This window comes from Variovorax paradoxus, assembly GCF_029919115.1.
GTDB classification, from domain to species: domain Bacteria; phylum Pseudomonadota; class Gammaproteobacteria; order Burkholderiales; family Burkholderiaceae_C; genus Variovorax; species Variovorax paradoxus_O.
Genome location: NZ_CP123990.1, coordinates 391,920 through 405,052 on the forward strand (window position 1 = coordinate 391,920; position 13,133 = coordinate 405,052).

Genomic DNA, 13,133 nt, shown 5'->3' on the forward strand with positions numbered 1-13,133 from the left:
GCGAAGAAAGGGAGTAAGCCATGGCCAACCGCATCGTCAAAGCCCACACGCCGCTGGCGGAAGACCAGCTGATATTCCGCTCGATGCACGGCGCCGAGGGGCTGTCGCAGTTGTTCGAGTTCGAGGTGGATCTGTTGAGCCCGAGCGTGTCGCTCGACATGAAGTCGGTGTTGGGCAAGCCGCTCTCGCTCGAGATACAGACGGTTGGCGAACCGCGGTTTCTCAACGGCCAGATCGTGCGGTTCACCATGGTGGGCAGGGAGAGCAGCACGTCGCGCTACGTGGTGTACCGCGCCACCGTGCGGCCCTGGCTCTGGTACCTGACGCGCACCAGCGACTGCAAGATCTTCCAGAACAAGTCGGTTGTCGACATCCTCGATGAAGTGTTTGCCGACTACAAGTTCGCGGTCGAGAAAAAGCTCAGCGGAAGCTACCGGCAGTGGGAATACTGCGTGCAATACCAGGAAACCGACTTTGCCTTCGTGAGCCGGCTCATGGAGCACGAGGGCATCTACTACTACTTCAAGCACGAGAAGAACCAGCACACGCTGGTGCTTGCCGACGACATCGGCGCGCACGAAACCCTGCCGGGCTATCCCAAGATCAGCTATCTGGCTGCCGACCGCGACCCGGATCCTTTCCAGGAAGTGATCGACCAATGGCAGGTGACGGAAGAAATCCGCCCCGGCACCTATGTGGTGGACGACTACGACTTCAAGAAGTCGAAGGCCGACCTGATGGGCATGCGCAGCCAGCCACGCGGAAATCCGCACGACACCTACGAAATCTACGAATGGCTCGGCGGTTTCAGCGAGGTGGAGCAGGGCGAGCATTACTCGCGCATCAGGCTCGAAGAGGCGCAGTCGCAGGCCGAGCGCGACGTTGGCCACAGCAGCGTGCGCGGCATGGCGCCCGGCTACCGCTTCACCATGCAGAACTGCCCGCGGCAGGACGACAACCGCGAATACTTGATTGTCTCGGTGGCCTATGCATTGCGCGAAGGCGGCTACGAGAGCGGCGCGGCCGACAGCCACTACAGCTTCAGCTTTGCGGTGCAGCCCACCTCGTACCCGTTCCGTCCGCCGCGCGTAACGCCGATGACCCGCACCAACGGACCGCAGACCGCCACCGTGGTGGGCAAGGCCGGCCAGGAGTATTGGGTCGATCAATACGGCCGCGTGAAGGTGCAGTTTCGCTGGGACCGCTATGGCAAGAGCGACGAGAACAGCTCCTGCTGGGTGCGCGTTTCCAGTGCCTGGGCCGGCTCGAACTACGGCGCCGTGAACCATCCGCGCAAGGGGCAGGAGGTGATCGTCGACTTCATCGGCGGCCACCCTGACCGTCCGATCATCATCGGCCGCGTCTACAACTCGGACCAGATGCCGCCGCTGGAACTGCCCGCGAAGGTGACCGTGAGCGGCTTCGTGAGCCGCAGCCAGGACGGCACGCCGGCGAACGCCAACGAGTTCATCCTGGACGATGCGCCGGGCTCCGAGCTGGTGCGGATCCATGCCGAGAAGAACTTCGAGCTCGACGTGGAAGCCGATGAGGCCGACACGGTCGCAGGCAAGAGAACCACGACCATCGAAGGCGCGGACAAATACACCACCAACACCTCCCTGGACGAGACGGTCAACGGGCCGCACACGCTGACGGTCAACAAGGGCGGGCCGCAGAAGATCACTGTCAACGGCGGCGACCAGTTCATCAAGGTGGACGGCGGCAACCAGCAGGTCGATGTCATCGGGAATCAGACCATCCACGTCACCGGCAAGCGCAAGGACACGGTGGACAGCGGTGAAGAGCGAATCATCGGCACGTCGCTCAAGGAAGACATCGATGGCCCCCAGACCACCAAGGTGGTCGGTCTGTATACCGAAGACACCAAGGGAAAGAAGGTGACGGTCGACGGCGACGAGGACTATCTCGTCAAGGGCGCGCAAAAGGTGCATGCGAACACGTCGTTGAACGCAACGACGGATGGCCCCATGAACCTGGAAAGCACCAAGTCGGACATCACGGTCAAGTCACCGACCAAGATCGTCCTGGATGCACCTCACGTGGAGGACAAGTCGGCAAAGAAGGTCACGTTCACGGACTGGGGCATTGCCTTCAAGGGCTTCAACATGGGGATCAACGGTATGACCGTGAGCATCAACGGGGTCGCCGTCTTCGCCAACGTGGCGGTGATCAGCGTCGCCGCCCAGAACCTGGGCTTCAACGCCTACTCGATCACGGGCGCCATCAACAAGTTCGACATGTATTCCGCCAGCGGTGCGGTCGGCCTCTTTACCACCACCCAGACGGTTTTCACGGCGGACAACAAGGCGACAAAAATCGACTTGTCCCAGATCAAGGTGAACCCTCGAGGCATCACCGTCTATCTCTGAGACGGGGGCGCATGTTGGATCTTTTCGCCGTGTGGTTCACCAAGTACTGGTATCTGATTGTCCCCATCGCTGTCGTCGCGCTGCTGGCGTTCGTGATGATCACGCTGGGCAAGCGCCATGTCTTCCGCATGATGCACATGCAGGGTGTGGTCAACCGCGAGGTGATGGGGGCGGATCGCGCCGAGCGGGTGCTTCGTACGGGCCAGCCGGCCGTAGCGACGGTGCTCGAGAGCTATGACACCGGCGTCCGGGTCGAGCGCATCTACATCATCGTGCGGCTCAAGCTCCAGGTACGGCCCGAGGGCGGATTGCCCGCCTACCAGACTGAACTGGACGCCCCGATCAGTCCGGTGAAGCTCGCCGACTTCGCTCCGGGGCGCTCCGTGAAGCTGCGCTTCGATCCGGTCTCGCGCGAGATCGCCATCGACCAGCCGATGCGCTGAAGCAGGTCCGCTGCCCCATGAAGACCATCAAGCCCTTTCGCCTGAGCATCCTCACGCGGCCCTTCCGGCGGCAGCGGCAAGACCTGCTGGGCGTCTCGGTCTTCGCGATGGCGAGCCTGGCGCCCGAGCCGCTGCTGATGCCCGACCAGGATCTCTGGAAGCTGGCGGCCGACGAGATCGGGCCCGGCAACGTGCTGGACCTGGGCGTGCCCAAGATCGAGCCGGAGTGGCTGGTCAGCGGCTATGCGTACACGGCGCACCAGGACGACAAGACGCTGTGCGCGGCCCAGGCCGTCTTCCATGGCCAGGCCAAGTCGTTGCTGGTGAGCGGTGATCGCTACTGGCTTGACGGCCGCGCTACGCCTCCCCAGCCTTTCGAGCGCTTGAGGCTGGATTGGGGACATGCCTATGGCGGCCCGGGCGAGTCCGAAAACCCCGAAGGCATCGGCAGCTTCGATGAAACGGTCAACGGCGTGCATACGCGCCGGCTTCCCAATGTCGAGTTGCCCGGCGCGCGCCAGGATGCACCCGGGCGGCGCATCGTGCCTGCGGGTTTCGGCGCCGTACCCCCCGATCGGCCGCAGCGGCTCTCGCTGATGGGGCGCGCCTACGACCAGCAGTGGCTGCAGCACGACTACCCGGGTTTCGCCGACGACATGGACTGGCGCTACTTCAATGCCGCGCCTGCCGACCAGCGCCTGCCCGGCCAGCGCGAACTACCGCCGGGCGCCGGCTACGAACTGTGGAACATGCACCCCCGGCAGCCGGTGATGCGCGGCCAGCTGCCCGATTGGCAGGCGCGATGCTTCGCCAGCTTCCAGAAAGACGGTGGCGCGCTGTCGGAAATTTCGCTGCGCCTGAGCACGGCCTGGTTTTTTCCGCACGCCGAGCGAGTCATCCTGATCTGGCACGGTGCATCGCCCATCGCCGAGGACGACGCGGCCGACGTCAAGCACATCATGCCCGCGCTCGAGTTGCGCGGGCAGCCGCGGCCGCTCGCCCACTACCAACAGGTGCTGCAGCAACGCATCGATCCAGCCAAGGCGGTGCTGGTCCTGCGCGACAGCGACCTGGTCCCCAAGGAGGTCATGGGGCCGTGGGCCGGCGACCAGATGCCCGATATCGCCTCGCTTCCGCTGGTGCGCAACCTGCGCGCAGGCCGGCAGCGCGAGCACGAACGCCTGCGCGCCCGCCTGCTGGCGCAGGGCCTGGATCCCGAGCAGCATCTGCCGCCACTGTCCGAACCGGACTTGCAGCCGCCTGCCTCCGTGGACGATCTGCCCGACTTTGCCGAGAAGGCCGATCGGGCCCTCGAGCAAATGCGCGAGGCGGCCCTTGCCCGCAGCGCCGAGAGCCGGGCTCAGGCCGTCGCGCACGGGATGCCCGCTGCGGTTCAACCCGATATCGCTATCCCGCCGCTGTCGCAGATGGATCCGCACAAGCTGTCCGGCGAGATCAAGGCGAGCATCGACAAGGCCATGGCGGAGGTGGCGTCTCGGACCGGCAAGCCTGTGCAGCGCCGGTTCGACCCGGACCGCCTGCTGCGCGACCTCGCGCGCCTCGAGGAAGACGCGGCGCGCGAGCGCCGGACGCCCCTCACATCCGACGAGGCCGCCGAAAGCGCGCGGCTGCGCGAGCAGGCCGGGCGCAGCGCGCGCATGGGACACCTCTACGGCGCACACCTGCTCGAGCCGGCGCCGCCGGCCAGCAGCCTGCGCTCCAGACGGCTGCGTCGGCGTCTCGAGGCCGCAGCCAGCGGTGAGCGTCGTTTCGCAGGCATGAGCTTCGTCGGTGCCAACCTCTCGGGCCTGGACCTGCGCGGTGCCGACTTCACGGAAGCGAACCTCGAAGACGTCGACTTCAGCGACGCGCGGCTCGACGGCTGCAACTTCACGCGCGCGGTGCTTGCGCGCACGCGGCTTGTCCGGGCTTCGCTCACCGATGCACGGCTGGACGAGGCCAACTTGGGTGGCGCGCAGTGCGAAGGCGCGAACTTCACGGGTGCGAGCTTCGTGCAGGCGCGTTGCAGCAAGACCATTTTTCGTTCCTGCGTGCTGGCGAAGGCCGTGTTCAACCAAGCCGATCTGGCCGAAAGCGAATGGGTGCGTTGCGATGCGCGCGGCTCGCACTGGGAGCAGATGGCGATGGCCAAGCTGGCACTGGAAGACATGGCTTTCGACGACGCCACGTTCAAGCAGGTGAGCTGGATCGAGTGCAGCTTCAGGGGGGTGTCTTTCGTACGCGCCGCGCTGAACGCCTGTGCTTTCGTCACCGTCGATGCGCAGGAGGGGGTCGACTTCACCGAGGCCAGCCTCGTCACCTGTTCCTTCGTCCATGGCTGTAGCCTGGTGCAGGCCGTGTTCTGCGCCGCTTCGCTCAGGCAGTGCGGCCTGCGCGGCGCCCTATTGGTCGGCGCCGATCTCGCGAAGGCACGTCTTGAAGGCTGCGACCTCTCCGAGTGCGACCTGCGGCGCGCGCGGCTGGAGGGATTGCATGCCGGCGAGAGCCTGTTCATTCGCGCGGACTTGCGCGAAGCCTCGTTGCGCGGTGCCAACCTCATCGATGCCAATCTTTCCAAGGCCGACCTGCGCTTTGCCAGCCTGCAGGACGCCAATTTGTTTCGCGCCGACGTGTCGCAGGCCGCCATGGATGGCTCGACCACCTTCACCGGCGCCTACACCCAGGGAGCCAAGACCTTGCCTGCACGAAGGACTGAGCCGGTTCGATGACAGTCGAAGAACTTCTGGACAAGATTCGGCATGGCGAACCGGTGATCAAGGCGAGTTTCGCGGGCCAGGACCTCAGCGGCGTCGACTTGTCGGGGGCACAGATGGAGCACGTCGACCTGAGCCGGACGAATCTGCGTGGCGCCAGCCTCGACGACAGTTCGCTGGCGCAATGCAACTTCGATCAAGCGAACCTCTCGGCGGCCAGCTTGAGAGGCGTGCGCGCGTTTCGGTGTCGGTTGGAAGCCGCGCAACTCGGCCGCGCGTTCATGCAGGACAGCAACTTCTTCGAGTCTTCGCTGGCTCACGCGGATTTCGAGAAGGCGCAAATGGAGCGGGTGGCTTTTGTCCGGTGCGAGCTCGGGCACGCGGTGTTGAAACCCGGCATCTGCGATCAGATCGTCATCACCGAATCACGGGTCGATCAGCTCGATTGCCGTGGGGCCCAGCTGTTGCACCTGATGTTCTTTCGCATGGACCTGCGCACGGTGGAGTTCGCCCAGGCCCGATGCGATGGTTCGATCCTGATGGAGTGCAATCTCGAAGGCCAGCGCTTGCCGCACACCGCCTTCCTGCGCTGCCAGTTCACCGACAGCGCGATGGCAGGTGTCGACTTCAGCGGGGCCGTGCTGACCCAGAGCAACTTCAAGGGCGCCGTGCTGACCAAGGCGAACTTCAGCGGGGTGGATGCCGCCCAGACGATGTTCCCGGAGGCCGATCTGCGTGAAGCGAATTGCAGCGGTGCCATCTTCGATCAGTCGATCTGGGCCGACGCCAAACTCGAAGGTGCCGATTTCAGCCGCTCGCGCCTGCCGCTGAGCGTGTTCCATCGCGCGCAGGCCGGGGGGGCCAGCTTTCGCGACGCGGACCTGCAGGATGCCGATTTTTCCTATGCCCGACTTCATTCCGCGGATTTGCGCGAGGCACGTTTTCTGCGCACCCGCTTTCATCGGGCCGCGCGCACAGATGCGCGCTTTTCGGGAAGCGGTGGCATCATCGAAAACGATCCGGAGCTGTTCAAGGCTCAAGAGATCCTTCCGCCGCGCTGATGCCGCCAGGCCTGTCCGTTCCACTGTTTACCCATCGAAACAAGGAAATCTCCATGACAGTCGTTTCACTGCACAAGGTCTCGAAGCTGACGGCTCCGGTTCACTTCCAGGGGGTGGTCGCCGCATTGCTGCCGGACGGGCGTGTCACCGTCGACGACGAGCAGGGTGCTGTCTGGGTCTGCCGGCGCGCGGCGAGCTGCCTGCTCAAACCGGCCCGCGGCGATACCGTGCTGGTGTCCGGTCCCGACAGCGCGCGAGCCTACCTGATCGCCGTGATCGAGCAGGCCGATGCGTCGTCGAGCTGCATCGAGGCGGCGGGCGACGTCACCTTCGCGTCTGCCGGCAACGGCCGGGTGACCATTGCGAGTGCCTCGGAGCTCAGGCTTCGCGCGGACAGGCGCTTCGTACTCAAGGCGGAAGAGGGCGAGTGCGACATCGGTGAACTGCGGCTGGTGACGCGCGCCGTGCAGGCCGCGGCCGGAAGCGTGCGGCTGGTCGGCAAGGTATTCGAGACCGTGGCCGATCGCATCGTGCAGATGGCGCGCCAGACGCTGCGCCTGACGGATGAAGTCGACCAGGTGCGTGCCGGCCACATCGACCACAAGGCCAGCGAGACAGTGCGCATTCATGGCCACCACACCATGGTCACCGGCCAGGAGCTGGTGAAGGTGGACGCGGCCCAGATCCACATGGGCTAGACAAGGAGAGACAAGATGTTTGCCAACTGCCAGCTCATGGGAATGGACATGGCATTCCCCGACGTCTGCAAGACGCCGGTGCCCATTCCATACCCGAACATGGCCATGGGACCGATGGCTGTTCCGAATGCCTGGAACATCCTCTTCATGGCGATGCCCGCGCACAACATGGCGACGACCACGCCCATCACCCTGGGGGATCAGCCGGGGGTATTGGGCGGCGTCGTGTCGCAGACGTTCATGCAGCAATCGCGTCATGTGACAGGCGCGTTCACCGTGCTTCTGAAGGGTACGCCGGCCACGCGGGTCACCAGCATCACGGTGCAGAACCGTTGCAACATCGTCGGCATGCGCGTCGTGCCGAGCCAGTTCAAGGTGCTGATGCTCGCAGCTTGAAAAAGCCCCGCTCCGGCGCAGGCCGAGTCAGGCGGATGGGCGCGGCGCAGCCGTTCCCGCCAGCGTGACCTGCTGCGGAAATCCCACCCACACCGCCAGCGCCGAGTAGTTGTCGCGCGATTCGTCGGCCTTGGCTTCGGCCGCGCGGCGCAGCAGCGCGAGCCATTCTTCGGCGCTGTCGGCGAGCTGCAGCGAGCGTTCCATCACTTGCTGCGAGATGAGCTGCCACAGGCCGTCGGTGCACAGCAGGAACGCGTCGCCATCGGCGAGGCGCTGCGGTGTCGACACCGTGGTCTCGGCCGTGGCACGCGCGCCAAGTGCGCGGTACAGCAGGTTGGTCTTCACCAGCCGCTCGCCGCCGTTGACGCCGTTCTCCATGGCGGCTTCGCCTGAGCGTTCCGACAGGCTGTGGTCTTCGGTGCGCTGCATCAGCGCGCCGCGGCGGAACCAGTAGAGGCGGCTGTCGCCCACGTGGGCCCAGCAGGCCTGGCCGCTGGTGCGGTCGACGAAGAGCGAGACGATGGTCGCGCTCATCCGGCTCTGGTCGGCAAGCTCCCGCTGCTTTGCAAGGATGGCGTCGTTGGCTGCCTTTACCGCGTGCTGGATGTCTTCCTTCTCGACCGACGGATTGTCCACGAAGGTGTTGAGCGCGGTGTCGACCGCAATGCGCGCGGCCAGTTCGCCGCCCGCGTTGCCGCCGACGCCGTCGCTCACGACGAAGCAGGCGTTGTATTCGTCGAGGTGGTAGCCGATGGCGTCCTGGTTGCCGCTGCGCTCGCCCACGCAGGAGAACTGCGAGGTGGAAATGGGAACCGCGAAGGCACGGGTGGTCTCAAGCACGGCGTGCCTCCTTCAGTCGTTCCATCTCCTTGTCGTAGGCCTGCTGGAAGGCGCGGCCGAAGACGGCCTGGAAGTCGTCTTCGACGGCTGCGGTGGTTTCCGCATGCAGCTTCTGCAACTGGCGCCACAAGCGCGCCTCGCGCCCGCCGGGCAGCAGCTTTTCGCCGAGGCCGCCGTCGTGCGGCGTGGCGTCGTTCAGCGCGGTGGGGTCGAAGCGCTTGAGCACCGTGAGCAATGCGGCGCGCATGCCGGCCACCATGCCGAGCTGGTGCGACTGCAGGTCGCCGAGCGCGTCGTGCACGGCCGCTTCGGGCGACAGGAAGCCGGGCATGCGCGCGCCGAACATCTGCATGAGCACGGCGCGCCCGTTGGGAAGAATCTTGAACGGGTTGTTTTCCTCGTCGACGATCATCGTGATCTCGGCGCGCACTTCGCGCTTGAGCATGGCGCGCGACGAGAGCAGCTCGATGGTGCCGTCGGTGAACGCACGCATGAGCCGGCCGAGGCGCCGCATGGCTTCGGCGTCGAGCGGCTGCTGGCCGGCGACGTCGGGCACACCGGCACCTTCGAGAAAGGCCCTGAAGAGCTCGTCCGATGAGGACGGCGATGTGGGCGCTCCAGCTGCGGCCACCGGGGCTTGTGCGGTGGCAACCGGCGCAGGTGCGACAGGCTCGGGTGGCGGCGCAGCCGGTTCAGGCGGTGCCACGGGTCTGGACGCCGATACCGCCGGTGCTGGTGCTGGCGGTGGCGGCTCCACCGGCACTGCCACCGCCTCCACCTTCTTCGGCTTCTCGTGAGGCGGTGGATCGAAGGCCACGGGGTTGGGCGGCCTGAACTGCGCGGACACTTCCCGCGCATGGTTCGAATGGCTGTGCCCTTGCGGTGCGGTGGCCGGCTTTGCAAGCAGGTCGAGTGCGGGATGCACCTCGCGCAGCGGGTCTTCGTGGGTCAGCGCGGTCGGGCGCGGATCGGAAAGCGGCGAGGGCGCGTTGCTGTCGGCTGCAAAGAAAGAAAGCGGGTCGACGCCGCGCTTCAACGCGACGTCGGACATATCGTTGCCCGGCTGGGTGGCGCGTGGGCTCAGTTCGGAGAGTGGATCGACCGGGTTCCTGCGCGCCTGCGAGGGCAGTTCGAACGGTTCGTGCGCCAAGGGGTCGGGCATGGGCTCGGGCGCGCTCTTTTCGCGGCGCGGCGCATTGGCAAGAATCGCATCCCAATCGGCCGCAGAAGGAATCTGCGACGCGGCACTTGTGCGAGTGCTTGCCTGTGACGGTGGCGGCACTGCCGCTGGCGGTGGAGCAAATGCAGGTGCGGCAACAGGCGTTGCCGGCATGGCAGGGGCCGCAGGTGCTTCGGCGCGCGGCGTTGCCGATGCGGGTGGAGGCATTGCCACAGTGACAGCTTGCGCTTCGCCGATGGGCAGCGCGCCCGCGCCGAAGAGATCCGAGAACACATCGGAGACCGGCGCGGCGGGCAGCAGCGAATCCACGGGAGTCGTGGCCATTGCGTGCGGTGCGGGAACCCCGCGCACAGGTGCCGGTGCGGCGGCCGGTTGCGAGAACGATGGCGGCGGCACCATGGCTGCAACAGGTGCGACCGGTGCGGCCGCAGCAATGCGATTGCCACTCGCCGCTTCGAGCACATAGCTGCCGATGGTCACGCGGTCGCCATCGGCAACGGGCGCCTCTTCTTCGTGCTGCAGCGTGCGGCCGTTCACGCTGATGGGCAGCACCGCGCTCATGTTGCGCAGCACTTCGACGCCGTGCTCATCGAAGCGCACGGTGGCTTGCAGGCGCGAGATCTGGCGTTGCTCGTCGGGCAGCACCAGGTGGTTGTCGGGGCTGCGGCCGATGGTTCCGCCCGGTGCCGCAAGCAAGGCCGAGGGCCCCGATGTCACCGGCTTGCCGGCATGTTCGATCACCGTCCAACGCATGGCATCTCCGTGTTCATGTCGAGCTGCGGTGTGCCGCCGCTCAAAGCGTTCCAGGCGCTCAACGCTTCATCCGCTTGGCTGCCTCGAACGCGGGGCCCCACACCGGGTGCTTGCGTTCGGCAACGCTCAGGTCGAAGTTGGGAAAAGCATCGAGCAGCTTGCGGAACTGCGTGCGGCATTCGGGCACCTGGTTGGCCACGCAGTAGCTGAACGCCTCGAGCTTCATTGCATCGAGCCGCGTGGCGGGCTCCGCGGCATCGAACACCGAGACGCCGCCGCTCTTCAGGGTGGTAATGGCCTTTGCATAGTCGCCTTCGTCATACGCCTGCTGCGCGCGTTCGAGCGTGGTGCGCGCCACTTGCTGGCTCAGGCGCTCGGGTTGCGGCGGTTCGGGCGCAGGCGTGGTGGTGCAACCGGCAGCTAGAAATAAGGTGAGCGCCAAAGCAGGCAGACATGACTTCAATCTTCTCTCCAACCTTGCGAAAGGCAATGAAAGGCAATGCTTGATAAGACTCGCGATGTTGCACGAGATATGCGACTGCGTTCGTGCGCACGACTTCGATAATATAGGCCGCGAACCATTGAGGGAGATCCCATGCATCGACGAACCTTGCTTCAAGGCGCACTTGCAACCGCACCGTTGTTTGGTGGCCTCAGTGGATGCGCATCGACTGCGAAGTCATTGCCTACACCCTATGCAGTCACCATTCGCATCGACGATGGCGTCAACCCCGACGGACGCGGCCAGCCGGCGCCGATTCTCGTCAAAGTCTTCGAACTGAAATCTTCCGGTAACTTCGAGACGGCAGACTACTTTGCACTACAGGACCGCGATCGCGAAACGCTCATGACAGAGCTCGTGAACGCCGACCAAGCCATCATGCGCAGCGGCGAAGAGCGCATCTTCAAGCGGGAAGCGGGGCTCGACTCGCGGGCCATCGGCATCATTGCCGGCTACCGCAAGCTGGAGGCTTCGCGCTGGCGCATCGTCTTGCCGCTCAAGGAGCCGAAGCAAACCAATCTCTACAAGGTGTGGCAGTTTTCGCCAAGCGAGCAAACCGTGCGAGTCGCCATCCGCAAGACGGGCATCGAGTTACTACCAAGTCGTTAACTTCTGAGCTTTGTAGCTAAAAAGTGCGAGCAATTCGCACGAGAAATTCGGTGCAAAACGTAAGAAGCGCCGTGTAGCATCAGAGAAAAATAACGAATCAATCGGGAGGACGTCAGCAAGCGCCTCCTGCTTCAGTGTGGGCACTCCCCAGGAGGTTCTTTGGTGACAGTTCGCAATCCGGGCGCTGGCAGGCAGGGCGCCCACCCGCAGGCGTTGGCGAATCGCGTGGTGTGGTCCGAAGGCATGTACCTGCGGCCCCAGCACTTCCAGCAACTGGAGCGCTATGTCGAGCAGTACGTCACTCGCCGCACGGCGGGCCTGCAAGGCGCCTATTGGGGATGGCTTCACCTGGACATCGACCGCGACGCCTATGCGCTCGGCCGCGTGTCATTGCTTGGCGGTGCCGGCGTGCTGCCCGATGGCACGCCGTTCTCGTTTGGCGCCGAAGATGCGCCGCTGCCTTATGAAGTGCCGAGCGACCTGACCGATGAACTCATCGTGCTCGCATTGCCGCTGCGGCGCACCGGCAGTGAAGAAGTCATCTTTTCCGAAGACGAAGGTTCTGCCGCGCGCTTCGGCGTGATCGAGCGCGAGGTGGCCGACGGCAATGCGGTGGCGCTCGGCCCCGCGGTGCTGCAACTCGCAAAGCCGCGCCTTCGCCTGGCGCGCGCATCGTCGTTGTCGGCGGAGTGGCAGGCCATTGGCGCGGTGCGCGTGATAGAGCGCCGCACCGACCACAAGCTGGTGGTCGATGCCAACTACATTCCGCCGGTGCTCGATGCCTCGGCCCACGCCATGCTGCGCAGCATGATTGCCGAGCTGCATGGGCTGCTCACGCAGCGCTCCGAAGCCTTGGCATCGCGCCTTTCGCAGCCCGGCCGCGGCGGCGTGAGCGAGGTGTCCGACTTTCTTTTGCTCGAGCTGGTCAACCGCTATCTCGCGACCACATGGCATGCACAGCAGGCGGTGCAGGTGCACCCCGAGCAGCTGTTCACCGATTGGTTCAAGCTGGCGTGCCACCTGGCCACGCACACATCGCCCACGCGGCGCCCCGTGGTGTGGCCGGTGTACGACCACGACAACCTCAACGAGAGCATCCGGCCGCTGATGGAAGAGCTGCGGCGATCGCTGTCGGCGGTGCTCGAGCAGAGCGCCATTGCCATCGAGCTCGAAGAACGCAGCCACGGCGTACGCGTGGGCCGCATGCCCGACCCGGTGCTGGTGCGCAACGCGGGCTTCGTGCTCGCGGTGCATGCGGACCTGCCCGCGGATGCCATCCAGCAGCGCTTTCCCACGCAGGTCAAGATCGGCTCGGTTGAGCGCATTCGCGACCTGGTGCAGTTGCAATTGCCCGGCGTCACGGTGCGGCCGCTACCTGTGGCACCGCGGCAGATTCCATACAACGCGGGCTACCACTATTTCGAGCTCGACAAGAGCGGCGACATGTGGCGCCAGCTCGAAAAATCGGGCGGCGTTGCAATGCACCTGGCTGGCGACTTTCCAGGCCTGGCCATGGAGTTCTGGGCCATTCGTCCGTGAGGGACCCT

At 65.2% G+C, this 13,133-nt stretch carries 11 protein-coding genes; 8 read left to right on the plus strand and 3 right to left on the minus strand.

Annotation, left to right across the window (positions count from 1 at the left end):
• Positions 1-20 precede the first annotated feature (20 nt).
• Genes QHG62_RS01835 through QHG62_RS01860 form a run of 6 tightly spaced genes read left to right on the plus strand, consistent with a single transcriptional unit; the run spans position 21 to position 7,702 of the window.
• Positions 21-2,390 carry a type VI secretion system Vgr family protein gene (locus tag QHG62_RS01835; protein WP_281149124.1) on the plus strand — a complete coding sequence of 790 codons (2,370 nt, stop codon included), beginning with the start codon at positions 21-23 and terminating at the stop codon, positions 2,388-2,390.
• 11 nt (positions 2,391-2,401) lie between these two features.
• Complete coding sequence (locus tag QHG62_RS01840; protein ID WP_281149126.1) at positions 2,402-2,833, plus strand: hypothetical protein; 432 nt, start codon at positions 2,402-2,404, stop codon at positions 2,831-2,833.
• A gap of 17 nt (positions 2,834-2,850) precedes the next feature.
• On the plus strand, positions 2,851-5,562 hold the full coding sequence (locus QHG62_RS01845; RefSeq protein WP_281149127.1) for a DUF2169 domain-containing protein: 2,712 nt from the start codon (positions 2,851-2,853) through the stop codon (positions 5,560-5,562).
• A complete protein-coding gene (locus QHG62_RS01850) occupies positions 5,559-6,608 on the plus strand; it encodes a pentapeptide repeat-containing protein (RefSeq protein ID WP_281149128.1) in 1,050 nt (349 codons plus the stop codon). Before QHG62_RS01845 ends, QHG62_RS01850 begins: the two co-directional genes overlap by 4 nt.
• A 53-nt stretch (positions 6,609-6,661) precedes the next feature.
• On the plus strand, positions 6,662-7,306 hold the full coding sequence (locus QHG62_RS01855; RefSeq protein ID WP_281149129.1) for a DUF3540 domain-containing protein: 645 nt from the start codon (positions 6,662-6,664) through the stop codon (positions 7,304-7,306).
• Positions 7,307-7,321: 15 nt separating this feature from the next.
• Positions 7,322-7,702, plus strand: coding sequence for a DUF4150 domain-containing protein (locus QHG62_RS01860; protein ID WP_281149130.1), 381 nt, complete (start codon positions 7,322-7,324; stop codon positions 7,700-7,702).
• A 27-nt stretch (positions 7,703-7,729) separates the two neighbouring features.
• Here the strand turns inward: QHG62_RS01860 and QHG62_RS01865 are convergent, their stop codons facing one another.
• The 3 genes from QHG62_RS01865 to QHG62_RS01875 are packed head-to-tail and all read right to left on the minus strand — an operon-like array spanning position 7,730 to position 10,938.
• Positions 7,730-8,542, minus strand: coding sequence for a PP2C family protein-serine/threonine phosphatase (locus tag QHG62_RS01865; protein ID WP_281149131.1), 813 nt, complete (start codon positions 8,540-8,542; stop codon positions 7,730-7,732).
• Complete coding sequence (gene tagH / locus QHG62_RS01870) at positions 8,535-10,475, minus strand: type VI secretion system-associated FHA domain protein TagH (protein WP_281149132.1); 1,941 nt, start codon at positions 10,473-10,475, stop codon at positions 8,535-8,537. Before tagH ends, QHG62_RS01865 begins: the two co-directional genes overlap by 8 nt.
• A 58-nt stretch (positions 10,476-10,533) precedes the next feature.
• Complete coding sequence (locus tag QHG62_RS01875) at positions 10,534-10,938, minus strand: TssQ family T6SS-associated lipoprotein (protein WP_432445570.1); 405 nt, start codon at positions 10,936-10,938, stop codon at positions 10,534-10,536.
• A gap of 132 nt (positions 10,939-11,070) precedes the next feature.
• On the opposite strand from QHG62_RS01875, the gene tssJ reads away from it, so the two are divergent.
• Positions 11,071-11,586, plus strand: coding sequence for a type VI secretion system lipoprotein TssJ (gene tssJ, locus QHG62_RS01880; RefSeq protein ID WP_281149134.1), 516 nt, complete (start codon positions 11,071-11,073; stop codon positions 11,584-11,586).
• Positions 11,587-11,745: 159 nt separating this feature from the next.
• Positions 11,746-13,125, plus strand: a complete 1,380-nt coding sequence (gene tssK, locus QHG62_RS01885) for a type VI secretion system baseplate subunit TssK (protein WP_281149135.1) — start codon at positions 11,746-11,748, stop codon at positions 13,123-13,125.
• Positions 13,126-13,133 lie beyond the last annotated feature (8 nt).

Excerpts from the sequence above, each read along its gene's own strand:
- QHG62_RS01835 (WP_281149124.1), top strand. The coding sequence starts at position 21 with ATGGCCAACCGCATCGTCAAAGCCCACACGCCGCTGGCGGAAGACCAG.
- QHG62_RS01840 (WP_281149126.1), top strand. The coding sequence starts at position 2,402 with ATGTTGGATCTTTTCGCCGTGTGGTTCACCAAGTACTGGTATCTGATT.
- QHG62_RS01845 (WP_281149127.1), top strand. The coding sequence starts at position 2,851 with ATGAAGACCATCAAGCCCTTTCGCCTGAGCATCCTCACGCGGCCCTTC.
- QHG62_RS01850 (WP_281149128.1), top strand. The coding sequence starts at position 5,559 with ATGACAGTCGAAGAACTTCTGGACAAGATTCGGCATGGCGAACCGGTG.
- QHG62_RS01855 (WP_281149129.1), top strand. The coding sequence starts at position 6,662 with ATGACAGTCGTTTCACTGCACAAGGTCTCGAAGCTGACGGCTCCGGTT.
- QHG62_RS01860 (WP_281149130.1), top strand. The coding sequence starts at position 7,322 with ATGTTTGCCAACTGCCAGCTCATGGGAATGGACATGGCATTCCCCGAC.
- tagH (WP_281149132.1), bottom strand. The coding sequence starts at position 10,475 with ATGCGTTGGACGGTGATCGAACATGCCGGCAAGCCGGTGACATCGGGG.
- tssJ (WP_281149134.1), top strand. The coding sequence starts at position 11,071 with ATGCATCGACGAACCTTGCTTCAAGGCGCACTTGCAACCGCACCGTTG.